At 69.6% G+C, this 22609-nt stretch carries 24 protein-coding genes; 11 read left to right on the forward strand and 13 right to left on the reverse strand.

Going from position 1 to position 22609, the window contains the following annotated elements; genetic code table 11:
* Positions 1-105 precede the first annotated feature (105 nt).
* From ACIQ6S_RS05195 to ACIQ6S_RS05220, 6 genes are all read left to right on the forward strand, one after another.
* Positions 106-918, forward strand: a complete 813-nt coding sequence (locus tag ACIQ6S_RS05195; protein ID WP_397607424.1) for a methylated-DNA--[protein]-cysteine S-methyltransferase — start codon at positions 106-108, stop codon at positions 916-918.
* Between the two features lie 81 nt (positions 919-999).
* Positions 1000-2094 (forward strand): bifunctional transcriptional activator/DNA repair enzyme AdaA, encoded by a 1095-nt coding sequence (locus ACIQ6S_RS05200; RefSeq protein ID WP_397607425.1) that lies wholly within the window; start codon positions 1000-1002, stop codon positions 2092-2094.
* Positions 2095-2146: 52 nt separating this feature from the next.
* Entirely contained in the window at positions 2147-3076 is a 930-nt protein-coding gene (locus ACIQ6S_RS05205) for an ABC transporter ATP-binding protein (protein ID WP_397607426.1), read from the forward strand.
* Positions 3073-3861 carry an ABC transporter permease gene (locus ACIQ6S_RS05210; protein ID WP_297865451.1) on the forward strand — a complete coding sequence of 263 codons (789 nt, stop codon included), beginning with the start codon at positions 3073-3075 and terminating at the stop codon, positions 3859-3861. Before ACIQ6S_RS05205 ends, ACIQ6S_RS05210 begins: the two co-directional genes overlap by 4 nt.
* 67 nt (positions 3862-3928) lie before the next feature.
* The gene (locus ACIQ6S_RS05215) at positions 3929-4744 is read left to right on the forward strand and encodes an alpha/beta fold hydrolase (protein WP_397607427.1); all 816 of its coding nucleotides are present in this window, start codon (positions 3929-3931) and stop codon (positions 4742-4744) included.
* Positions 4734-5729, forward strand: coding sequence for a GGDEF domain-containing protein (locus ACIQ6S_RS05220; protein WP_397607428.1), 996 nt, complete (start codon positions 4734-4736; stop codon positions 5727-5729). The genes ACIQ6S_RS05215 and ACIQ6S_RS05220 overlap by 11 nt, the downstream gene beginning before the upstream one ends.
* 3 nt (positions 5730-5732) lie before the next feature.
* On the opposite strand, the gene ACIQ6S_RS05225 is transcribed toward ACIQ6S_RS05220, so the two are convergent.
* The 7 genes from ACIQ6S_RS05225 to ACIQ6S_RS05255 form a co-directional block, all read right to left on the reverse strand.
* Entirely contained in the window at positions 5733-6926 is a 1194-nt protein-coding gene (locus tag ACIQ6S_RS05225) for an AAA family ATPase (RefSeq protein WP_397607429.1), read from the reverse strand.
* Between the two features lie 157 nt (positions 6927-7083).
* Positions 7084-7788 (reverse strand): hypothetical protein, encoded by a 705-nt coding sequence (locus tag ACIQ6S_RS05230; protein ID WP_397607430.1) that lies wholly within the window; start codon positions 7786-7788, stop codon positions 7084-7086.
* 147 nt (positions 7789-7935) lie between these two features.
* The gene (locus tag ACIQ6S_RS05235) at positions 7936-8757 is read right to left on the reverse strand and encodes a TatD family hydrolase (RefSeq protein ID WP_397607431.1); all 822 of its coding nucleotides are present in this window, start codon (positions 8755-8757) and stop codon (positions 7936-7938) included.
* Entirely contained in the window at positions 8754-9983 is a 1230-nt protein-coding gene (locus ACIQ6S_RS05240; protein WP_397607432.1) for an NAD(P)/FAD-dependent oxidoreductase, read from the reverse strand. The genes ACIQ6S_RS05235 and ACIQ6S_RS05240 overlap by 4 nt, the downstream gene beginning before the upstream one ends.
* 13 nt (positions 9984-9996) lie before the next feature.
* Positions 9997-10542, reverse strand: a complete 546-nt coding sequence (locus tag ACIQ6S_RS05245) for a YaeQ family protein (RefSeq protein WP_397607433.1) — start codon at positions 10540-10542, stop codon at positions 9997-9999.
* 55 nt (positions 10543-10597) lie between these two features.
* The gene (locus tag ACIQ6S_RS05250; protein ID WP_397607434.1) at positions 10598-11455 is read right to left on the reverse strand and encodes an alpha/beta hydrolase; all 858 of its coding nucleotides are present in this window, start codon (positions 11453-11455) and stop codon (positions 10598-10600) included.
* Positions 11455-11859: a DUF3224 domain-containing protein gene (locus tag ACIQ6S_RS05255; protein ID WP_397607435.1), complete on the reverse strand. Its 405-nt coding sequence runs from the start codon at positions 11857-11859 to the stop codon at positions 11455-11457. The genes ACIQ6S_RS05250 and ACIQ6S_RS05255 overlap by 1 nt, the downstream gene beginning before the upstream one ends.
* Before the next feature lie 99 nt (positions 11860-11958).
* On the opposite strand from ACIQ6S_RS05255, the gene ACIQ6S_RS05260 reads away from it, so the two are divergent.
* Positions 11959-13113 carry a serine hydrolase domain-containing protein gene (locus ACIQ6S_RS05260; RefSeq protein ID WP_397573638.1) on the forward strand — a complete coding sequence of 385 codons (1155 nt, stop codon included), beginning with the start codon at positions 11959-11961 and terminating at the stop codon, positions 13111-13113.
* Here the strand turns inward: ACIQ6S_RS05260 and ACIQ6S_RS05265 are convergent.
* From ACIQ6S_RS05265 to ACIQ6S_RS05280, 4 genes are read right to left on the reverse strand one after another with little or no spacing between them, the layout of a single operon-like run.
* A complete protein-coding gene (locus ACIQ6S_RS05265) occupies positions 13074-16307 on the reverse strand; it encodes an efflux RND transporter permease subunit (RefSeq protein ID WP_397607436.1) in 3234 nt (1077 codons plus the stop codon). The two genes, ACIQ6S_RS05260 and ACIQ6S_RS05265, sit on opposite strands and share 40 nt — an antisense overlap.
* Complete coding sequence (locus tag ACIQ6S_RS05270; protein WP_397607437.1) at positions 16300-17373, reverse strand: efflux RND transporter periplasmic adaptor subunit; 1074 nt, start codon at positions 17371-17373, stop codon at positions 16300-16302. The genes ACIQ6S_RS05265 and ACIQ6S_RS05270 overlap by 8 nt, the downstream gene beginning before the upstream one ends.
* An 11-nt stretch (positions 17374-17384) precedes the next feature.
* Positions 17385-17588, reverse strand: coding sequence for a DUF2892 domain-containing protein (locus ACIQ6S_RS05275; protein WP_397607438.1), 204 nt, complete (start codon positions 17586-17588; stop codon positions 17385-17387).
* A gap of 57 nt (positions 17589-17645) precedes the next feature.
* On the reverse strand, positions 17646-18875 hold the full coding sequence (locus ACIQ6S_RS05280) for an NAD(P)/FAD-dependent oxidoreductase (RefSeq protein WP_397607439.1): 1230 nt from the start codon (positions 18873-18875) through the stop codon (positions 17646-17648).
* Positions 18876-19081: 206 nt separating this feature from the next.
* Between ACIQ6S_RS05280 and ACIQ6S_RS05285 the strand changes: the two genes are divergently transcribed.
* Both ACIQ6S_RS05285 and ACIQ6S_RS05290 read left to right on the forward strand, forming a co-directional pair.
* Positions 19082-19438 carry an ArsR/SmtB family transcription factor gene (locus ACIQ6S_RS05285; protein ID WP_397607538.1) on the forward strand — a complete coding sequence of 119 codons (357 nt, stop codon included), beginning with the start codon at positions 19082-19084 and terminating at the stop codon, positions 19436-19438.
* A complete protein-coding gene (locus ACIQ6S_RS05290; protein ID WP_397607440.1) occupies positions 19438-19671 on the forward strand; it encodes a DUF2798 domain-containing protein in 234 nt (77 codons plus the stop codon). The genes ACIQ6S_RS05285 and ACIQ6S_RS05290 overlap by 1 nt, the downstream gene beginning before the upstream one ends.
* A 15-nt stretch (positions 19672-19686) precedes the next feature.
* Here the strand turns inward: ACIQ6S_RS05290 and ACIQ6S_RS05295 are convergent, their stop codons facing one another.
* Positions 19687-20583 (reverse strand): MBL fold metallo-hydrolase, encoded by an 897-nt coding sequence (locus ACIQ6S_RS05295; protein WP_397607441.1) that lies wholly within the window; start codon positions 20581-20583, stop codon positions 19687-19689.
* A gap of 91 nt (positions 20584-20674) precedes the next feature.
* Here ACIQ6S_RS05295 and ACIQ6S_RS05300 point away from each other — a divergent pair, with 91 nt between their 5' ends.
* Positions 20675-21445, forward strand: coding sequence for a sulfite exporter TauE/SafE family protein (locus ACIQ6S_RS05300; RefSeq protein ID WP_397607442.1), 771 nt, complete (start codon positions 20675-20677; stop codon positions 21443-21445).
* Between the two features lie 41 nt (positions 21446-21486).
* Positions 21487-21870 (forward strand): rhodanese-like domain-containing protein, encoded by a 384-nt coding sequence (locus tag ACIQ6S_RS05305; protein ID WP_397607443.1) that lies wholly within the window; start codon positions 21487-21489, stop codon positions 21868-21870.
* A gap of 1 nt (position 21871) precedes the next feature.
* On the opposite strand, the gene ACIQ6S_RS05310 is transcribed toward ACIQ6S_RS05305, so the two are convergent.
* Entirely contained in the window at positions 21872-22564 is a 693-nt protein-coding gene (locus ACIQ6S_RS05310) for a cupin domain-containing protein (protein ID WP_397607444.1), read from the reverse strand.
* Between the last annotated feature and the right edge of the window lie 45 nt (positions 22565-22609).

Below are 22609 nucleotides of genomic sequence, written 5' to 3' on the forward strand. Positions count from 1 at the left end.
AGGATTGCGATGTCTCCCGCCCCTCGCCCGCCGGCAGTTCGCTCCAGCCTTGGGCCTGACAACGCATCGAAGGGCCGCCCTCGGGTTGCGACAGACAGCGCCCTGGTGGGCCTCGCCCGGGCGATCGTCGCCCGCGCCGACGAATCCTGGCCGCTGGCGGATCTCGCCGCCGAATTCGGCCTCTCGCCCTCGGCCTTCCAGCGCCGCTTCACCTCGCTCGTCGGGCTGTCGCCCAAGGCCCTGCAGGACGCGGCGCGGCTGGGCCGCCTGAAGTCGGCCTTGAAGGCGGGCTCCACGGTCACCGACGCGATCCTCGAGGCCGGCTTCGGTTCGACCAGCCGGGTTTACGGCGAAGCGCCGCGCGACCTCGGCATGACCCTCTCGGCCTACCGCGACGGCGCACCGGGCGAGACGATCCACTGGGCGGCGCGGCAAACGCGGCTCGGGTGGCTGGCGATGGCCGCCACCGCGCGCGGCGTGTGCTTCGCGCAGTTCGGCGATAGCGCCGATTCGCTCCGCGCCGAACTCGGCCGCGAATTCCCGAAGGCCGCGATCCTCGCTAGCGAGGCCGACGTGCCGCTCGATGCCTGGATCGATGCCCTCGAAGCCCACCTCTCGCGTTCGGCCCCCGCGCCCGACCTGCCGCTCGACCTGCGCGGCACCGCGTTCCAGATGCGGGTGTGGCGCTTCCTTCAGGGCATCCCGCTGGGCGAAACGCGCTCCTATGCCGACGTCGCTGCCGGCATTGGCGCTCCGAAGGCGACCCGTGCGGTCGGCACGGCCTGCGGCGCCAACCGGGTGGCGGTGCTGGTGCCCTGCCACCGCGTGCTGCGCGGCGATGGCGCGCTGGGGGGCTATCGCTGGGGGCTGGAACGCAAGCGCGCCCTGCTGGCGACGGAGCGGGCCACCCGCCCCTGACCGTCGGCAGCGCGGTGTTTGGGGAGATTCGATGTCCAAACTGCGGTATCGGCGGAGCGGCTCCCGACCTAGCATTCCGCCATGTCGAAACGCCTTTTCCATGCCCTCGGCCGCGACGAGATGCTCGCTGCCATGCAGGCCAGTGACGCCGCCTACGAGGGCGTGTTTTTCACCTCGGTGAAAACCACGGGCATCTTCTGCCGCCCGACCTGCCCGGCGCGCAAGCCGAAACCGGAGAACGTCGTCTTCCACCCGACAGCGGAGGCGGCGATGGCGGCCGGCTTCCGACCGTGCAAGCGCTGCCGGCCGCTGGCGCAGCCCGACGACGCACCGGACTGGATGCCGGCGCTGCACGCCGCGCTGCAGGCCCGCCCCGACCGTCACTGGGGCGATGCCGATCTGGTCGCGCTCGGGCTCGATCCGCTGCGGGTGCGCCGATGGTTCAAGGAACGCCACGGCCTCAGCTTCCAACGCTGGTGGCGGGCCCACCGTCTTGGGGATGCCTTGGGGGCGCTGGCGGGCAGCAGCAGCGTGGATGCGGGCGGTTTCGACCATGGCTTCGCGTCGGTCAGCGGGTTCCGCGCGGCGTTCGCCCGCCAGTTCGCCACCACGCCGGGCCGGGCCCGCAGCGGAATCCCCCTGCGCCATGCCTCGATCGAGACCCCGCTGGGCACGATGATCGCTGCCGCCGAAGACCGCGGGCTGGTGCTGCTGGAGTTCCTTGATCGCCCTGCCCTGACCAAGGAGTTGGAGGAACTGCGCGACCAGCACAACTACCTCGCGTCACCGGGGGAGCATCCGCACATTGCGAGCCTGCGTCCGCAGCTGGCCGCGTATTTCGCCGGGGATCGCCGCGAGTTCGACGTGCCGCTGCACTTGCCGGGCTCGGCCTTCGAGTGCGCCACGTGGTCGGCCCTGCGCGACATCCCGAGCGGCGAGACCCGCAGCTATGCCGAACTCGCGCGGGCACTTGGCCGGCCCGGTGCCGCCCGCGCGGTAGGCGCGGCGAACGGACGCAATCGCGTGGCGATCCTCGTGCCCTGCCATCGCGTGGTCGGCCAGGACGGGCGGCTCACCGGCTACGGCGGCGGCCTGCGCCGGAAGCAGAAGCTGTTGGAGCTCGAAGGCGTGGCCATGGATGGCGACCGGATCAGCCTGCAGCGGGGGCTCTGGTAGCACGGCGACCTATACTTCACGCCCTGCACTCCCGCCCGCCGCCTGAAGGCCCATGGCCGCCGTCCCCGCGCTCTGCGTCACCGACCTCCGCAAGACCTACGACAACAAGACCGAGGCCCTGAAGGGCGTCTCGCTCAGCGTGCAGCCCGGCGATTTCTTCGCCCTGCTCGGCCCCAACGGCGCCGGCAAGAGCACCCTGATCGGCATCGTCAGTTCGCTGGTCAATGCCAGCGCGGGCACAGTGTCGATCTTCGGCGTCGACCGCTTCGCCCACCGCGAAGACGCGATGCGGCTCCTCGGCCTCGTGCCGCAGGAGATCAACTTCAACATGTTCGAGAAGCCCTTCGACATCCTCGTGAACTACGCCGGCTTCTATGGCGTGCCGCGCGCCGAGGCCGAGCGCCGCGCCGAGGAGCAGCTGAAGCTCGCGCAGCTCTGGGAGAAGGCGCAGGTGATGAGCCGCACGCTCTCGGGCGGCATGAAGCGCCGGCTGATGATCGCCCGCGCGATGATGACGAACCCGCGGCTGCTGATCCTCGACGAGCCCACCGCCGGCGTCGACATCGAGATCCGCCGCGGCATGTGGAAGCTGCTGCGCGAGATCAACGCGCAGGGCACCACCATCATCCTCACCACGCATTACCTCGAGGAGGCGGAGAACCTCTGCCGCAACCTCGCCATCATCGACAAGGGCCGCATCGTCGAGCAGGGTCCGATGCGCGACTTGCTGGCCAAGCTCGACGTCGAGGGCTTCGTGTTCGACATCGAGGGCACGCTGCCGGCCACGCTGCCGGCGATCGAGGGCGTCAAGCTGCACGCCGAGAACCCCCAGACGCTGAAGCTCGAGATGCCGCGCGAGATGGACCTCAACCGCGTCTTCGCCGCCTTCCAGGAGGCCGGCATCACCGTGCGCTCGATGCGCAACGAGGTGAACCGCCTCGAGGAGCTCTTCGTCCGCCTGACCAACAAGGACGCCGCATGAGCGCCGCCACCCCCAACCCCAACTGGACGGCGTTCCGCACCATCATCCGCCGCGAAGTCGCGCGCATCGTCCGCATCTGGGGCCAGACCCTGGTGCCGCCGGCGATCACGATGACGCTGTACTTCCTGATCTTCGGCAAGCTGATCGGCAGCAAGATCGGCGACATGGGCGGTTTCAGCTACATGGACTTCATCGTGCCGGGCCTGGTGATGATGTCGGTGATCCAGAACGCCTACGGCAACATCAGCTCCAGCTTCTTCGGCGCGAAGTTCGGCCGCCACATCGAGGAGCTGCTGGTGGCGCCGCTGCCGAACTGGGTGATCCTCGGCGGCTACGTCGGCGGCGCGGTGCTCCGCGGCTTCATGGTCGGCGCCATCGTGCTGGCGGTGGCGATGCTGTTCACGAAAGTGCGCGTGCACGATTGGGCGGTGACGGTGAGCACCGTCCTGTTGGGCGCGGTGATCTTCTCGCTCGCCGGTTTCGTCAACGCGGTGTACGCAAAGAAGTTCGACGACATCGCGATCATCCCCACCTTCATCCTGACGCCGCTCACCTACCTCGGCGGCGTGTTCTATTCGGTGAAGCTGCTGCCGGACTGGGCCGAAGCGGCCACGCATGCCAACCCGATCTTCTACATGGTCAATGCCTTCCGCTACGGCCTGCTCGGCACCGGCGCCACCGACGTGCCGCTGTGGAGCGCGTATGCGGTGATGCTGGGCGCCGTCATCGCGCTGACCTGGCTCGGCCTGTGGCTGCTGCAGCGCGGCGTCGGCCTGCGGAGCTGAGGAACCCCCGCCCGATTCGGGCGGGCGCTATGCTCCACGCGACCAACTTTGGGCGCGGGAGAACGTGATGGACGACGCTGCCACGCTCGATCTCCACCGGCGCCACCGCGTGCGGGTGGAGGGGACCGGCCCCACCCTGCTCTACGCGCACGGCTTCGGCTGCAGCCAAGCCATGTGGGAGGCGATCCTGCCGGCGTTCGCCGGGACCCATCGCCAAGTCGCGTTCGATTACGCCGGATCAGGCCGGTCCGATCGTGCCGCGTACGATCCGAAGCGCCATGCCTCGCTCGAAGGCTACGCCGACGACCTGCTCGCGATCGCGCGCAGCGTCGCGCCGCCCGAAGGCCTCACCCTCGTGGCCCACTCGGTGAGCTGCAGCATCGGCATGCTCGCCGCCGCGCGCGAGCCCGCCCTCTTCCGCGACCTCGTGCTGCTCGGCCCGAATCCCTGCTTCATCGACCATCCGCCCGACTACATCGGGGGCTTCCAGCGCGCCGACCTCGAAGGCCTGCTCACCCTGATGGACCAGAACTACCTGGGCTGGGCGCAGACGCTGGCCCCGGTGGTCGCCGGCGAAGGCGGCGGTGCCGAAGTGACAGGGCGACTTTCCGAAAGCTTCTGCTCGACCGACCCCGAGGTGGCGCGCCAGTTCGCCGCGGCCACCTTCTTCTCGGACAACCGCGCCGACATCGAGCGCGTCCGCACGCCTGCGCTGCTGCTGCAGCACCGCCATGACGCGCTCGCCCCGCTGGACGTCGGACGCTGGCTGAAGGCGCGCCTCCCGCAGGCCACGCTGGAGGTGCTCGACGTCGCCGGCCATTGCGCCCACATGAGCCACCCGGCGCTGGTGGTCGACGCGCTGCGGAGGCGGCTTGCCCGCTGAGCGCTCATCGATGGCCGAGCTGCTGCCGCGCCTGCCGGCACTGGTGGTCGTCACCGATGCGAGCGGGGGCCTGCAGACGATCACTGGCGACGTCGTCGAGGAGTTGGGCATCGAAGCCGGCGCGCTCGACTACATCGGCACGCTGTTCGGCCGCGCTTCGGCCATTTTTCTTGAGACCCACCTCTGGCCGCTGCTGCGTCGCGACGGGCGTTTCGATGAATGCCACGTGCTGCTGCAGTCGCCGGGCGGCACCCCATGGCCCTGCCTCGTCAGCGCACGTCGCCTCGACGACGGCGCGCGGTTGCTCTGGCTGTTCTTCCCGGCGCGAGAGCGCGCCCGCTTCGAAGCCGAGCTGGTGGCCGCGCGTCAATCCGCGCAGGGTCTCGCGCGCGAGCTGGCCGAGGCCAATCGACGCCTCGAGGCGCAGTCCGAAGCCATCCGCACGCGCAACGACGAGCTTGACCAGCTCGCCCGCACCGACCCGCTCACGGGCCTCGGCAACCGGCGCGCCCTCGATGCCGCATTCGTGGCCCGGCCGGCTGTGCCGCAGGACGGCACGCCCTCGACCGACAGCGCGTTGTTGATGGTCGATGCCGACCACTTCAAGGCCATCAACGACCGCTGGGGCCATGACGTCGGCGACACCGTACTGGTGGCGATGGCAGGCGTCCTCCGCACCTGCCTACGGCGAAGCGACACCGTCGTGCGCCTCGGCGGCGAAGAGTTCGCGTTGTGGCTTCCCGACGCGAACCCCGAAGCCGCCGCTCGCGTGGCGGAAACCGTGCACGCCAAGATGGCGGCCGTGCCGCTTCCCGAAGGTGCCCAGACGCTGACGGTGAGCATCGGCGTGGCGATGCTCGGCGGCCAACGCCATCGCAACGACCTCGCCCTGCTGCTCAAGCGCGCCGACGAAGCGCTGTACCTCGCGAAGCGCGCCGGCCGGCACTGCACGCGCTGGGCGGACGCGCCGCCCGGCACCCACTGACGCTCAGCCCTCGCGCCAGTCCTCGCCGGGCAGGATGCGCCGCAGGTAGGCGTCGAACATCGGCACGGTGAACGCGGTATCGCCGTGGTTCGGGCTCCACACCATGCCCTTGTCGATCAACTGCGCGCGGATCGGCCCCATCGCGGTGACCTTGCGACCAAGGGTGTCGGCGATGTCACCGGAACGGTGCGGGCCCGGCCCCAGCGCCGCCATCGCGCGCAAGTAGCGCTTCTCGGCCAACGTGAGGCGATCGAAGCGGACGCGGAAGAAGCTCTCGTCGAGGGCCGCCACCGCTTCGCGCGCGGCGCGTTCGACGTCGGCGACCGTGATCGGCGAGCCCTTCGCAACGTCCCAGGCATGCTTGCCCCACTCCTGCAGGAAATACGGGTAACCCTCGGTGGCTTTGAGGATCGCCTCGGTGGCGGCGGGCTCGAAGCGCACGCCGAGTGCTGCGGCCGGCACCTCGATGGCATCGCGCGCCGCCGTGGCGTCGAGCGGCCCAATGAAGGGAAAGGCGAACAGCCGCTCGGCATAGGACTTCGCGCGGCCCATCTGGCCGGGCAGCGAGGGCAGGCCCGCACCCACCAGCACCACCGGCACCTGCTGCTGCGCGCAGCGGTGCAGGGCCGTCACCAGCGAGGCCAACTGCTCTTCCGGCACGTACTGCAGCTCGTCGATGAAAAGCACGAGGGCGGTACCGTCAGCCTGCGCGGCGCGGGCCGCGGCTTCCAGCAAGGCCAGCAGATCGCTCTCGAGGTCGCCGTTGTCGGCGAGGCCGGGCTCGGGATCGAGGTCGATGCCCACTTCGAGGTCGGCGTACTTCAGCTTCAGCGATTTCGCGAACCCGGCCAGCGCGCGCAAGCCGCGACTCGCGAGGTCCTTGGCCTTGTCGCGTCGCGAGAGGCGCAGCAGGGCCAGGCGCAGCTGCGGCGCCAGCATGGCCGGCAGCGAGCGGCCTTCCGGCGCTTCGATGCGGATGGTCTCCATCCCGGCGGCCTCGGCGTCCTGCCGCATGCGGTCGAGCAGCACGGTCTTGCCGACGCCGCGCAGGCCGACCAGCAGCACGCTCTTTGCCTGACGCCCGGCGCGGATGCGCGCGGTGGCGATCCGCACCTGTTCGATCAGGGCGTCACGGCCGGCGAGTTCCGGCGGCGGCGCCCCGGCACCGGGGGCATAGGGGTTGGCGATGGGGTCCATGGCCCCAGCCTAGGCCGATCTTCGGCCAATTACAAAGAAACGATAATCTTCATAACTTCGACCAAACCAGCCGCCGGGATGGTCGGCGAGGATCGACACAGTGCGCCGAATGGCGGCGCAGCGAGCAAAGGCATCGACGCGGATGGGGTGCTGCCGATCAATGGCCAGCCCGGGCCGGAACGCGCGGGATGATCGTTCGCCGCCGGACGCCTCGGCCCAGCGCCGCGAAGGTCCGGGTGAGGTGTCGCCGCGCGAAGACCTGCAGCAGTGCCAGCCCCCCGAGGAAGCAGAACACCATGGCCGCCAGGGCCACGCGGTCTTTGCGGTCACCCGCCTGCTCGCGGGTCTCGATCTGCGCCTTGAATTGGGTGCGTATCGCCTCCGTCGCACCCGAAAGACTCTCCACGAAGCCACCACGGAGGGCCTCGTGGCGGCGACTCAGGAGGACAGCGCGCGGACCACCGCCGGGGAAGGGCTGCAGGGCCGAGCGTTCGTAGGTGCGAAGCTGCTTCCAGGCATCGAGGGAGCGCTCCAGCGGAGACAGCAGGGCAACGCCCGCACCGGAGGCTTCCAGGGCGTCGAACTGCGCCTCGACGCGCGCCGTGGTCTCGTCGACGTCGGCCAGGTCGGCCTTAATGTCGTCGACCAGTCCGGGACCGAGGGCAGCACGGCTTACGGCATGCGAATGATCGAAAGCGAGGTCGCGCAGGTCGTCAACAAACGCCTCCGAGAGTTCCTGTTGGCGGGCGAGCTCGCGTTCGCCCTCCGAACCCGCGCGATGAAGCAACAGGGCGGCGATGGCCACGCCACAGAGCGTCACGACGATCGACAGGGAAACACGGCTGATGGTTGCGATCCGCATGGCACGCCCTCCTCGCTTCTTTGCCGGTTTACGCCCCCGATCGGGCCCATTCCGTCGACCGCGTCGCGTCCGCGGCGATGCGACGCGCCGCGCAAAGTCACAGCCGGTCAAGTGCAGTCGCGCGTCACACTCCGACGCCTGCCAGCCTCAGGCCTCCGGTAGCCGGAAGAACGCCCGAGCCGTCGCCGTCGTGCTCGCCGCGGTCGCCGCCACGTCCTCGCCGCGGTCCTTCGCGAGCTCGTGGACGATGTGCGGCAGGAAGGCCGGCTCGTTGCGACGGTCCTTCGGCGTGGGCTTCAACGTGCGCGGCAGCAGGTAGGGGCAGTCGGTCTCGACCATCAGGCGGTCGGCCGGGATGCGCTTCACCAGCTCGCGGAGGTGTTGGCCGCGGCGTTCGTCGCAGAGCCAGCCAGTGATGCCGATGTAGCAGCCGGCGTCCAGCGATTCCATCAGCGCACGCTCATCACCGGTGAAGCAGTGCACCACCGCCGGGCCGCAACGCGGCAGGAAGGGCTTGAGGATGGCGAGGAAATCGTCGTGGGCGTCGCGCTGGTGCAGGAACAGCGGCTTGCCGCATTCGACGGCGAGCTCCAGCTGGCGTTCGAAGGCGCGCTGCTGGGCGTGGCGCGGGGCGAAATCGCGGAAGTAGTCGAGGCCGGTCTCGCCCACCGCCACCACTTCCGGGTGGGTGAGCAGTTCGCGCAGATCGGCGACGGCTTCATCCGTCACCTCGATCGCGTGGTGCGGGTGCACGCCGGCGGTGGCGAACAGCCGGCCCGGGTGCGCGCGGGCGAGATCGAGTGCGTGGCGCGAGCCCTCGCGCGAGGCGCCGGTGACGACGAGCTGGTGGACGCTGGCCTCGGCCGCGCGTTCGAGCACGGCGTCGAAATCATGGCCGAAGCTCTCGTGCGTCAGGTTGGCGCCGATGTCGACGAGCGGGTGCGGGAACGTGGTGCGGTAGGGGTTCATGCGTGTTGTCCGGCGGCATGGCCGGAAGCCCAGGCCCATTGGAAGTTGTAGCCACCGAGCCAGCCGGTGACGTCGAGCACTTCGCCGACGAAGTAAAGGCCCGGCACGCGACGGCTTTCCATCGTGCTGGACGAGACTTCCTTGGTGTCGACGCCGCCCAGCGTGACCTCGGCGGTGCGGTAGCCCTCGGTGCCGCTGCAGACCAGCGGGAAGCGGGCGAGCATCTCGGCGATGCGCTGCAGCGGCTTCGGGTCGAGCTGCTTCATCGGTCGGCTCTCGAACACCGTCTCGCACAGGCGCTCGGCGAAGCGCTTGGGCAGCAGCTCAGCGAGGACCGTGCGCAGCTGGGCGTCGGGCCGCGCGGCGCGCAGGGCCGTGAGGGTTTCGAGCGCGTCCTGCCCGGGCAGCAGATCGAGTTCGAGCGCCTCGCCCGGCTGCCAGTAGTTGGAGATCTGCAGGATGGACGGGCCGCTGATGCCGCGGTGCGTGACCAGCATCGCGTTGCTGAAACTCGTCTTGCCGGCCCGCGCGGAGACGGGCAGGGCCACGCCCGCGAGCTCCGCCATCTGCTCCGCCGGCTTGCCGCTCTGCGTGAGCGGCACGAGGCCGGCGCGGGTGGGCAGCAGCGCGTGGCCGAACTGCTTCGCCAGTGCATAGCCGAAACCGGTGGCGCCCATGCTCGGGATCGACAAGCCGCCGGTGGCGACCACCAGCGATTCCGCCTCGACCACGCCCTGCGATGTGGTGACGCGGAAGCGCGGCGCGCCCTCGGCCGCGCCTTCATCGGGCACGGCCAGCACCTCCACCGACTCGACCGCGCACGAGGTGCGCACATCGACGCCGGCGTCTTCGCATTCCTTCAGCAGCATCGCCACGATCTGCTTGCTGCTGTCGTCGCAGAACAGCTGGCCCAGCTCTTTCTCGTGGTACGCGATGCCGTGGCGGTCGACCATCGCGATGAAGTGCGCCGGCGTGTAGCGGGCGAGTGCCGATTTGCAGAAGTGCGGGTTGGCCGAAAGGAAGTTCGCCGGCGTAGTGCCGGTATTGGTGAAATTGCAGCGCCCGCCGCCCGACATCAGGATCTTCTTGCCGCAGCGGTTGGCATGCTCGATCACGCGCACGCGCCGGCCACGACGGCCGGCGGTGAAGGCCGTCATCAGCCCGGCCGCGCCGCCGCCGATCACGACGACGTCGACCCTATCGGCCTTGGGGCGAGGCGCACTCATCGTCGTCGCAGACTCAGGCCGCGCGCTGGTGCCAGACCGGCGTGACGGCCACCGAGCCGCCCTCGCCCATCAGCTGCACCTCGCCGTCCTGCACGAGGCACTGCAGGTCCATGCCGCGAGCCAGCAGCGGCGCGAGTGCTTCGGCCGTGCCGGCCGGCAATTCGACGACGTCGAGGTTCGCGCAACGCGCCAAGCCGGCGGCGTTCTTTTCCCACCACAGGCCGAAGCCGCGACCGCTGTAGCCGACCACCGTGACGCGACGCGAGCGCCCGCAGGCGCGGCGCACGTCGGCTTCCTCGGGCTGGCCGAGTTCGATCCAGTGCTCGATGTCGCCGGTGAGCGAGCGCAGCCACACGTCGGGCTCGCCCTCGCTGCTGATGCCGCGGCCGAACTCCAGGCGCTCCTCGGCGAACAGGCCGAAAGCGAGCAGGCGCACCATCAGGCGCGCGTCTGTCTCCGACGGGTGCTGCGCCAGGGTCAGCGTGTGCGTGGCGTAGTAGTGGCGATCGAGGTCGGAGACCTGCAGCGTCGCGCGGTGGACGGTGGCCTTGAGCGCCATGGGAATTCCGGGGAAGAAGCGGCACGCATTGTAGGCGAGCCCGCCTGAAGCGCCCTCAGCGCGGCTCGCAGATCGGTGCGAAGCGCCAGCACAGGGCGGCGGGAAGCACGGCACGCCAGGACGCCTCGTTGTGCCCGCCTTCGGGAATCTCGACGAAGACCTTGTCCAGCACGCCCCCGCCCGAGGCCTCGAAGCGTCGGAACATCGCCTTCGCGTCCGGCACCATGGATTCACTCTCCTGGCCACCGGCATACACGTAGACGCGCTGGCCGGGGCGCAGCGGCGTGCGCGCGGTCTCCGGGGCAATGGCCGGCGAGAACCAGTAGCTCGGCGAGAAGATGATCGCGCCGCCAAAGACATCGGGCCGTCGCAGCAGCGCGGCGTGGGCCATCAGCCCGCCCATTGAACTGCCGACGATGGTGGTCGAGGCCGCCGCGGGCCGCGTGCGGTAACGCGTGTCGATGGCGGGCTTCACCGCACTGACGAGATCGGCGAGGAAGGCCTCGCCACGGGCAGGCTTGAACTCCAGGTTCTCCCACACGCTGAGCTCGTTCATCCGCGCCTCGCCACCGTGGTCGACGCCGACCGCGATCACCGCGAGGTCGTGCTTCGCCAGCAGATCGTCGAGCGTCTCGTCCGCACCCCATTCGCCGACGTAACTGGTGGCGGCATCGAAAACGTTCTGGCCATCCATGAAATAGACGACCGGATAGCGGCAACCCTCGCAGTTCGTGTAACCGCGCGGCAGGTAGACGCGCACGGTGCGCTCGACACCGAGGGTGGGCAGCGCGACGGTGAAGGTCTCGAAGCGCGAGGGCGCGGCGACGGTGGATTCGCGCACCGCGTCGGCGGGCGCTGCGGCCACGGCCCAAGGCGCGAGCGACAGAAGGGCGGATGCCAGCAGCGCGCGCATCACTCCGCCTCCGGCAAGGTGTACTCGAAGCGGTAGAAGTGGTCGCCACCGGCGATGTCGATGCCCATCCGCCCGGAAAGACCGATGAGCTGCCCGGTGCCCGAATCCGGCACCACCTCGAGGAACAGGCGCTTCATGCCGCGCTCCATCACCCCGCTGTGCTGGAGCACGAAGCTGCCCAGCTTCCCGTCCAGCATCCCGACCACGCGCTCGATGGCGACATAGCCGGCCGAGCCTTCCACGAAGGTGCGTGCGGAAAGCATCTCGCCGCGGCCAACCGCATCGAGCAGGCCTTCGTAGCGCTTGTCGAGCCGGAAGCGGCCGAGGTGAGGCGGAGCATCCGCATGCGCCAACGGCTCGGGCGTCATCTGGACGTGGAAGGGGCCTTCGATGGTGTGGGTCATGGTCGGATGACGCAGGAGGTTGGGGCACAGCGTAGCGGCGGAACGGTCGCCGCGGCGGGCCCCGGTCAACCATCCCGCCCCCGCCGCGTTACCCGCCCCATGCGCCCTCTCCTTGCCCTCCTCGCCCCCCTGCTGCTGGCCCTGCCCACCGCGGCACAGACGCCGGCCAAAGTCGATTTGTCGGCGGTGGATGCCCGCATGCAGTCGATCGTGGCGCGCTACCGGCTCGACGGTGCCTCGCTGTGGGTGTCGAAGAACGGCCAACCGGTGCTCACCCGCCACTACGGCGGCTACGGCCCAACCACGCGCATCCCCATCGCCTCGGCCAGCAAATGGGTCTCGGCCCTCGTGCTCGCGCGGCTGGTGGAGCGCGGCACCCTGCGATGGGATTCGACGGTGGGCGAATGGTGGCCCACCGCACCGGCCGACAAGCGCGCCATCACCCTGGCCCAGCTGTTCTCGCACACCAGCGGCCTGCCCGGCGACGAAAGCGGCTGCTTGGGCAACCCGCTGACGACGCTACAGGCCTGTGCCGGGCAGATCCTCGCAGGGCCGATGATCGCCGCGCCGGGCTCGGCGTTCGCCTACGGCGGCCTGTCGATGCAGGTGGCCGGGGCCATGGCCGAGCGCGCGACAGGGCGGAACTGGGATGCGCTGTTCGATGCCGAGGTGCGGCGTCCGCTCGAGCTTTCCGCCACCGACTACGGCTTCACCAGCACGGCGCCCGGCAATGTGCCGATGACCAACCCCCGCGTGCCCGGGGGCGTTCGCACGACGCTCGACGACTACCGCCGCCTGATGGCGATGTGGCAGGCGGATGGCGTCATCCGCGACGGCGCCCAGACGGGGCAGCGCTACCTCGCGCCGGCGACGATCCGTGCCATGCAGCGCGATCTTGCTACCGGCACGGCGAAGGTCGACGTGCCGGACGTGCCGCAATCGGTGGACGGTTGGGGTTACGGCTTCGGATTCTGGCTTTTGCCCACGGGGCGCGCGGGCGGGCCGATGCTGGAAAGCAGCCCCGGGGCCTTCGGCTTCCAGGGCTGGGTCGATGGCACCGCCGGCATCGCCGGCGTGTTCATGGTGCAGGACACCAACGCGCGGATGGCGCCAGAGGCCGCGGCACTGCAGTCGGAACTGGTCCGCCTGCTCGATCCGCCGCGCTTCACGCAATCGGCGGGTGCGGCGACGCATACAGCGCCATCGAGCGGCCCTCAGGCCGGGCGAGGACGCCTGCGCAGCCAGGCGAAGTAAAGCAGCGGGATCACGACAAGCGTCAGCAGGGTGGAGACGGCGATGCCGAAGATCAGGCTGATGGCGAGGCCGTTGAAGATCGGGTCGTCGAGGATGAACAGCGCGCCGAGCATCGCCGCCAGCGCGGTGAGCCCGATGGGCTGAGCGCGCACCGCGCAGGCCTCGATGACGGCATCGGCGAGCTCACGGCCGTTCGCGATCTCGTGGTTGATGAAGTCCACCAACAGGATCGAGTTGCGAACAATGATCCCGGCGAGCGCAATCATTCCGATCATGCTGGTGGCGGTGAACTGCGCGCCGAGCAGCGCATGGCCGGGCATCACGCCGATCACCGTCAGCGGGATCGGCGCCATGATCACCAGCGGCACGACATAGCTGCGGAACTGCGCGACGATCAGCAGGTAGATCAGCACGAGGCCGGCGGCATAGGCGAGGCCCATGTCGCGGAAGGTCTGCCAGGTCACCTGCCACTCGCCGTCCCACTTGATGGTGAAGGCCAACGGGTCGTCCGGCGCGGTGAAGAAGCGCTGCGCCACCGGCACGCCGACGTCGAGCGAATCGACGCGGCCCACCAGCGAGAACATGCCGTACAGCGGGGAATCGACATCACCCGCTTCGTCGGCCATCACGTAGGCGACCGGCAGCAGGTCCTTCTGCATCAGCATCGGCTCCCACGGCTCGCGACGGACCTCGACGAGTTCGACCAGCGGGATCATCCGCCCGTCCTGCGCACGCACCTTCAGTGCCAGCAGCTCTTCGATGCGGGCCTGGTCGCCGGCCGGCAGGCGCAGGCGCACCGGGATGGCGTGCTTGGCCACGCCGTCGCGCAGGTAGGTGGCGTCCACGCCACCCACGGCGAGCGCGAGCGTCTGGGCGATGGCCTGCTGGCTCACGCCGAGGCGCGCCGCGCGCACGCGGTCGATCACGACCGTCTCGCGCGAGGCTTTCGCTTCCAGCGTGGTGTCGATGTCGACGAGGCCGTCGGTCTCGCGCGCCAGGCCTTCGAGGCCTTCGGCGATGCGGCGCACCGTGGCGGCATCCGGGCCATAGACCTCGGCCACCAGCGGCGCCAGCACCGGCGGGCCGGGCGGCACTTCGACCACTTTCAGCGCGGCGCCGTAGCGCGCCGCGATAGCCTGCAGCGCCGGCCGCCACGCGCGGGCGAGGTCGTGGCTCTTGTCGTCACGGTCGTGCTTGTCGACCAGATTCACCTGCAGGTCGCCGAGCGCCGCGCCTTCGCGCAAGTAGTACTGGCGCACGAGCCCGTTGAAGTTCACCGGCGCCGAGGTACCGGCGTAGCCCTGCACGTCGAGCACTTCAGGGCGCTCGCGGAGTTCAGCGGCCAGCTCCAGCAGCAGCGCATTGGTGCGCTCCAGCGGCGTGCCCTCCGGCAGGTCGACGACGATCTGCAGCTCCGACTTGTTGTCGAAGGGCAGCATCTTCAACACGACCAGCTGCACCACGACGAGGCCCACCGAGAGCGCGACGGCCGCACCGATACCGGCAAAGAGCTTGAAGCGGCGCGACCCGCCCTTGCCCGGGTCGAGGAAGGGACGCATCAGGCGGTCGAAGACGCCGTGCAGGCGCGCGGCGAGGCCGCCGTGCCCGTGGCCACCCGCCTCGCCGAGGCGCGCGTAATGGCGCGAGAGCAACTTCACCGCGAGCCAAGGCGTGACGGTGAGGGCGATCAGCAGCGAAAGCAGCATGCCCACCGAGGCGTTGATGGGGATAGGCCGCATGTACGGGCCCATCAAGCCGGTGACGAAGGCCATCGGCAGCAGCGCCGCGATGACGGTGAAGGTCGCGAGGATGGTCGGGCCGCCGATCTCGTCCACCGCCGCCGGCAGCGCCTCGCGCAACGACTTGCCGCCGAGCGTCATGTGGCGATGGATGTTCTCGACCACGACGATCGCGTCATCCACCAGGATGCCAATGGAGAAGATCAGCGCGAACAGTGAAACGCGGTTGATGGTGAAGCCCATCGCCCAACTGGCGAACAGGGTGACGGCCAGCGTCAGGATGACCGCCGCGCCGACCACCACCGCCTCGCGCCAGCCCAGCGCGACCAGCACCAGCAGCACCACGGCCATGGTCGCGAAGACCAGCTTCTTGATGAGCGTGAGCGCTTTTTCGTTGGCGGTGAATCCGTAGTCGCGCGTCACCGTGGCCTGCACGCCGTCGGGGATCAGCGCGCCCTCGAGGGCGACGAGGCGCTCGCGGATCGCAGCGGTGATGTCGGCGGCATTGGCCCCCGGCTTCTTGGCGATGGCCAGCGTGACCGCCGGCGCCCATTCGAGCGGCGCGGCCTCACCGGCCGGCGCGCCCGCACCCGCTGCATGCCACACGTAGGCCGTCGGCCGGTCGGCGGATTCGCGGATGGTCGCGATGTCGGCCAAGCGCAGCGGCTGGCCCTCACGAAGGCCGAGCACGAGATCGGCCACGCCATTCGCATCGGCGAGGAAGGTGCCCACCGTCACCGGCACCTGCGTGCCGCTGGCGTCGACGCGCTCGCCGGCCTGCAGCACCACGTTGGCCGCAGCCAGCGCCTGCTGCAGTTCGCCCACGGTCATGCCGTGCGCGGCGAGTCGCGTGGCGTCGAGTTCGACGACCACCGCGCGCTCCGGCGCGCCGATGGTGGTGATGTCACGCGTGCCGGGCACACGCTTGAGTTCGGTTTCCAGCGCGCGGGCGACGGCGCCCAGTTCGGTCGCGCCGCGCTGCGGGTCGTCCGTCCACAGGGTGACGCCCATGACCGGCACGTCGTCGATGCCCATCGGGCGCACCAGCGGCGGGCCCACGCCCAGCCCCGGCGGCACGAAATCGGCGTTGGCGAAGACCTGGTTGTAGAGGCGGACGAGAGCGTCCTTGCGCGGGATGCCCACGTCGAACTCGACGGTGACCACGGCCATGCCGGGACGGCTCATCGCGTAGACGTGCTTCACGCCTTCGACTTCCGAGAGCTTCTGCTGCAGCGGCACGCTAACGAGCGATTCGACATCGTGCGCCGACGAGCCCGCGAAAGGCACGAAGACGTTCGCCATCGTCACGTCGATCTGCGGCTCTTCCTCGCGCGGCGTGATCATCACCGCGACGAGGCCGAGCAACAGGGCCGCCAGCGCCAGCACCGGCGTCAGCGGATTGGTCTGGAAGGCCCGCGCTAGGCGGCCGGATACGCCAAGTCGAGGCTCACTCATCGGCGGCCTCCCGCGCGGCGCGCTGGGCCACGAGCGCCGCAACCGGATCGAGCGCGACGGCCTCGCCCGTCGCCAGGCCAGCGATCACTTCCACGCGATCGCCGAACACCTCGCCCACGCGGATCTGGCGCAGGCCGACGCGGCCTTCGGGCGACACCACGTACACGGCGGCGATCTCGCTGCGGCGAACGAGGGCGGTGGCGGGCACCAGCAGGCGCTCGGCCTCGCCCAGCTTGAAGCGCACCTTGACGGTGTTGCCGGGCTGCAGGCCGGTTTCCATTTCCGGCAGCTCGACGCGGACGGTGAAGGTGTGGGTCTGCGGGTTCGCCGTCGGGAAGACGATCACCTCGCGGGCCTCGACGTCGCGGCCGTCGGCCAAGCGGATCGTTGCGGCCTTGTGTTCACGGATGGCGGCGATGTCGGCCTGCGGCACCTGCACTTCCACGCGCAGCTGGCCGAGCGAAAGGCCCGAGACCAGCGGCTGGCCGGGCGCGACCGTCTCGCCGATCTCGACATGACGCTGCGTGACGAGCCCCGAGTACGGCGCGCGCACTACGGTGTAATCGACCTGCTCGCCCGCTTGCTTCACGCCCGCTTCGGCGGCGGCGAGGGCGGCACGCGCGGCATCGCGTCGCGCCGTCGCCTGATCAAGCTGCGAGCGCGCCACCAGCTGGCGCCCGGCCAGGTCGGCGATGCGGCGCTGGTCGGCTTCCGCTTCCGCGGCTTGCGCGCGCGCCGCACGCAGCGCGGCTTCCGCCTGCGCGCGACCGCTGCGCTGCTCGACGTCGGTGAAGCGCACGACGACATCGCCGGCCTTCACCACGTCGTTCACGTCGAAGGGCAGTTCGACGACCCGGCCGGCCGTCTGCGCAGCCAGGGTCGCCTGGTTCACCGCCTGCACCACACCATCCCAGCTGCGCTCGCGCGCGGCGGTCGCCGGTGCGACGGCGAACGTCTGCAGGCCGGGATCAGTCGACGTGGGTGCCGCGTCCTCGCTGCTCGAACAGGCGGTTAGCGCAATGGCGGCGACGAGGGCGGCAGCGAGGGGCAGGCGGCGGAAAACCATGGAGAAATCCTTCAGCGGAACGCGCAGCCGGACGACAGGCCCAGCTTCTTGAACACGATGGCGGCCGGGCAGAAGCCGGAGAACGCCGATTGCAGCAGATTGAGGCCGATGAACACCGTGAACAGGACGAACCACGGCGAGACGAAGTGGGTCAGGGCGATGGAAAGAAGGGTCATGACGCCGGCGAAGGCGAAGACAGCACGATCGATGTTCATGGTGGGACTCCGGAGAAAGGATAGGGGGAACGGCAGGCGCTCGGGGCTGGCCTCTGCTTACTTCAGGCGCTCGATGCCCAGCGCCTTCAGGATGTACTTCTCGTAAATCGGCTCCGTGTTGCCGGATTTCATCTTGGCGAGGAAGTACTTCTCGAACGCCACCTTCGCCACATGCACCCACTTGCCGACCTTCGCCCACGTGACGTTGCCCGGCGGGATCTGCGGGATGGCGACGAAGGCGGCGCCGGTGTCGCCCATGTCGGCGAGGCAAATGGCATTCCACGTCGGCACCTCGTCCGGCTCACGCCCGGCGAGCACCGCCGCAAGGTTGTGCGCGATCGCGGTCACCATGGATTCGATCATGAAGCCGGTCTTGGGCGCGCCGGTCGGCACCGTCGTGACCTCGACCGGCGGGATCGCCACGCAGACGCCCGCCGACCAGACGTTCGGGAAGGCCGGGTGGCGTTGGTGCTGGTCGATCAGCACGAATCCGCGGGGATTGACCAGCCCTTCGACGCCGCGAACGGCATCCACGCCGGTGAAGGGCGGCATGATCATGGCGAAGCGATGGGCGACGGCGTGCTCCTTCACCACGTTGCCACGCTCGTCGAACTCGGTGGCGCTCACCGTGTCCGCGGTGACGCCGGTGATCTTCGCGTTGGCGATCCACTTGATGTGGCGCTGACGGAGCTCGCTCTCGAGCAGGCCCTTGCTGTCGCCGACGCCGCCAAGACCCATGTGGCCGATGTAGGGCTCGGGCGTGATGTAGGTCATCGGCACGCGGTCGCGCAGCTTGCGCTTGCGCAGGTCGGCATCGAGGATCATCGCGAACTCATAGGCCGGACCGAAGCAGCTGACGCCGGGCGCCGCACCGATGACGATCGGGCCGGGGTTCTTGAGGAAATCCTCGTAGGCGGCCCATGCGGTGGCCGCATGTTCGGTGGTGCAGATCGAATGGCTGTGCGCATCCGGACCGAGCCCCGGAACTTCGTCGAAGGCGAGGCGCGGCCCCGTGCAGATCACGAGGTGGTCATAGGCCAGTTCGCGACCGTCCTTCAGCACGAGGCGGTTGTTGGGAGGATCCACGCGCTCGGCACCCGCGCCATCGAAAGCGATTCGCTTCTTGGCGAGGTGCCCCGCGACGTCGATCTGGATGTCTGCGGCCTTGCGCCAACCCACGGCAACCCATGGATTGGAGGGCGTGAAGCTGAACTTTCCGCCCTCGCCAACGACGGTCACCTCATGTTCGCGGCCGATGGCGGCGCGGATTTCATAGGCGGCACTCATGCCACCCAGTCCTGCCCCGAGAACGACGATCCTGGCCATGGCACGCCCCGAAGTGATTTCGTTGTTTTCTAATTTAGCACCAGCTAAAGTGAAGTCAAGCGACGCCCGATGGACGGTCGTGCGGGCGTCGCCCCCTTTGCCGTCTGGCGACGCCATCGACCTACAATCCAAGCCCTATGCCCAAGACCACGAAACGCCTTCCGCCGATGGCCGCCGCCATGGCCGCGCAGGCCGACGCCGCCGCCGAACTGCTGAAGACGCTGGGCAACCCGCAGCGCCTGCGCATTCTTTGCCTCCTGGTGGAAGGCGAGCATTCGGTCGGCGAGATCAACGCCCACGTGCCGCTGTCGCAATCGGCGCTGTCGCAGCACCTCGCCCTGCTCCGCGAGCAGGGGCTCGTCGAGACGCGACGGGAAGCGCAGACCATCTTCTACGCCTTGGTTGACGGCCCCGCGCGCGCCATGCTCGGAACCCTTCACGACCTGTATTGCCCGACGCCCGAGGCCGCGGCGCCGAAGCCCCGCCAAGCCGCGAAGGCGGCCTCGCGCCGCAACGCCTCGTGATGGACAGCCTCAAGTTTCGCAGCCTGTTCGCCGTGCTCATGGCCTTGCTGATGGCCTTCCTGATGAGCGCGGTGCTCACTGCGGTGAACACGGGCGTCGACGCAGGCTTCGTCGGCCGCTGGTTGCACGCCTTCATCGTCGCCTGGCCGATCGCCATCGTCGCGGCCTTCTTCTGCGCGCCGATCGCCCGGCGCTGGACGATGCGATTGCTCGGCATGACGCCGCCGAGCTGAGCGCGGCTCGCGGGATCAGAGGGCGTCGATCGGCAGCTTGAAGTAGCGGGTGCCGTTCGATTCGGGCGCGGGCAGCGCACCGGCCTTCATGTTCACCTGCAGCGACGGCAGGATCAGGGCGGGCATCGAAAGCGTGGCGTCCCGCGCTTCGCGAAGCGCCACGTAGGCCTCCTCGTCGACCCCATCGCGCACGTGGATGTTCGCGGCGCGCTGCTCGGCCACCGTGGTCTCCCAGCGGATCTCGCGCCCGCCAGGGCCGTAGTCGTGGCACATGAACAGGCGCGTTTCCGGCGGCAGGGCGAGCACGCGTCGCATCGATCGGTAGAGCATTCGCGCATCGCCGCCGGGGAAGTCGGCGCGCGCCGAACCGCCATCGGGCATGAACAGCGTGTCGCCGACGAAGGCGGCATCGCCGATCACGTGCGTCATGCACGCCGGCGTGTGGCCGGGCGTGTGCCAGGCCACGGCGTCGAGGGCGCCAATGCGGTAGCGCTCGCCATCGCGGAAGAGATGGTCGAACTGGCTGCCGTCGCGGCGGAATTCGGGCCCTTCGTTGAAGATGCGGCCGAAAGTGTCCTGCACGACATCGATGCGCTGGCCGATCGCGATGCGGCCGCCCACCTGCTGCTTCACCCACGGGGCGGCCGAAAGGTGGTCGGCGTGGACGTGGGTCTCGATGATCCACTCGACCCGCAGGCCCTCGCGGCGGACGAAATCCACCACGGCACCGGCCGAACGGTGGGCGATGCGTCCGGAGGCGGCTTCGAAATCCAGCACCGGATCGACGATCGCGCAGGCCGGCCCCATGGGCTCGCGCACCACGTAGCTGATGGTGTTCGTGGCCCGATCGAAAAAGCCGTGGACCTCCGGCGCGGGACCGCCGGGCTGTTCGTTGGCGACGTCGTTTGTCATGCCCACAGTGTCGCGGGCCGCTTGTATATTAGCAAGCTCTAAGATACATTGCCGCCATGTCACCGCTCCTCCGTCGGCCGTCGGCATCCCAATGATCTGGCTCGCCCTGCTCGGCGCCGTCATCGTCGGCCTTTCCCTCGGCCTACTGGGCTCGGGCGGTTCGATCCTCACGGTTCCCCTGCTGGTGTACGTCGTCGGGCAACCGGAGAAGGTCGCCATCGCCGGATCGTTGGCGGTCGTCGGCGGCATCGCGCTTGCCGGTGCGATCCCATCGGCCCTGCGCGGGGGCGTCGATTGGCGGAGCGTCGGCTGGTTCGGCGTGCCCGGCATGGCCGGTACCGTGCTCGGGGCGCACCTGTCGCGCTGGATCGCCGGCGATGTGCAACTGCTGCTGTTCGCGGTCGTGATGATCGTCGCGGCGTGGCGCATGGCGAAGAGCGCCCCCGTGGCCGACACCGGCGCGGCATCGCGGTCGCGCGCATGGGTTGTCGTCGATGGCCTCGGCGTGGGTCTGCTCACCGGCTTGGTCGGCGTTGGCGGCGGCTTCCTGATCGTGCCTGCGCTCGTGCTGCTCGGCGGCCTGCCGATGCATCGCGCGATCGCCACCAGCCTGTGGATCATCGCGCTGAACGCGTTCAGCGGCTTCGGCAAGCACCTGTTCGTTCTCGACGCGGCCGGCCTCGCGCTGGACTGGCGACTCCTCGGCCTATTCACCGGCGTGGGCGCCGTCGGCAGCGTCGTCGGCCAGAAGCTCGCATCACGCCTACCGCAGGCGCTCCTGCGTCGCAGCTTCGCCGCCCTGCTGGTGGTGATGGGGCTGTACATCGTCGGGCGGGAACTCCCCGCCCTCTTCACTTCCTGACCCTGCCGCGTCGTGCGGCATTCCTTCCCGAGGATCTCCCGATGAAAACCGTGCAGGACCTGGTGGCCGCCGCGAAAGGCCGAATCCGCGAGATCGACCACGCCGAGCTCGACGCCATGCGCGCCAAGGGCGCACCGCTGATCGACGTGCGCGAACCCGGCGAGTTCGCGCAAGGCCGCATCCCGGGCGCGGTGAACATCCCGCGCGGCGTGCTGGAATTCGAGATCGACGGCCATCCGGCCGTGAACGGCATCAAGGACCCGGCGCTGTCGCACCGCAACGCTCCCGTGATCCTGAGCTGCCGAAGCGGCGCCCGCAGCGCGCTCGCGGCCGCTGCGCTGAAGGAGCTGGGGTTCGCGGAACCCGTCTCGCTCGCCGGCGGATTCATGGGTTGGACGAACGCCGGCAAGCCGGTCGAAGGCTGATTCAGTCGGCGTCCGTGCCCAACCACGGCGCCAGGCGCTCGGCGTCGAGATGCCCGGTCTTGACGTACAGGGTGGTGCCTTCGCGGCTGAAGGGCGTGTGCCGTGAGCCGTGCGGGCTGCGCAGCCAGGAGCCGGCCGGATAGCGGCCGTGCTCGTCCTCGAACACGCCGCGCAGCACGAGGATCTCCTCGCCACCCCAGTGCGTGTGCGGCTTGAACACCGTGCCCGGCGCCCAATCCACGAGCGCCGTGTGCTCGGTGCCGTGCGCGTGCAGCGGCAGCACGCTTAAGCCTTCGACCAGGCCCGGCCGCCACGACTCCCGCGAGGAATCGATGCGGACGGTCTCGCTGTCGTCCGGCGCGAACTGCCGCAGCTTCACGAACAGCGTGCAGCCCGTGGCGCTCCGCGGTGCGTGGCGGAAGCCTTCCGGGTTGCGCAGGTAGCTGCCCGCCGGGTGGTCGCCGGTGTCATCGCTGAAGACGCCCTCGAGCACGAAGATCTCCTCGCCCGCCGGATGATCGTGCTCGGCGAAGGTCGACCCCGGCGCGTAGCGCACGAGGCTGGTCGCGCGCGCGGCCTCGAAGCCGATGCGGTCGAGCATCCGCCGCGTGACGCCGGGACTCGGCGACGGCTGCCACGCCGCCTCGTCGGGGAGCAGCACCACGCGCTGGTCGAAGTCGGCATTCAGGCGCATGGCGGCCCCGTCACGAATAGGAATGGGGGGCATCGTAGGCCCCGT

It is taken from the genome of Silanimonas sp. (assembly GCF_044377035.1).
Lineage (GTDB): Bacteria > Pseudomonadota > Gammaproteobacteria > Xanthomonadales > Xanthomonadaceae > Silanimonas.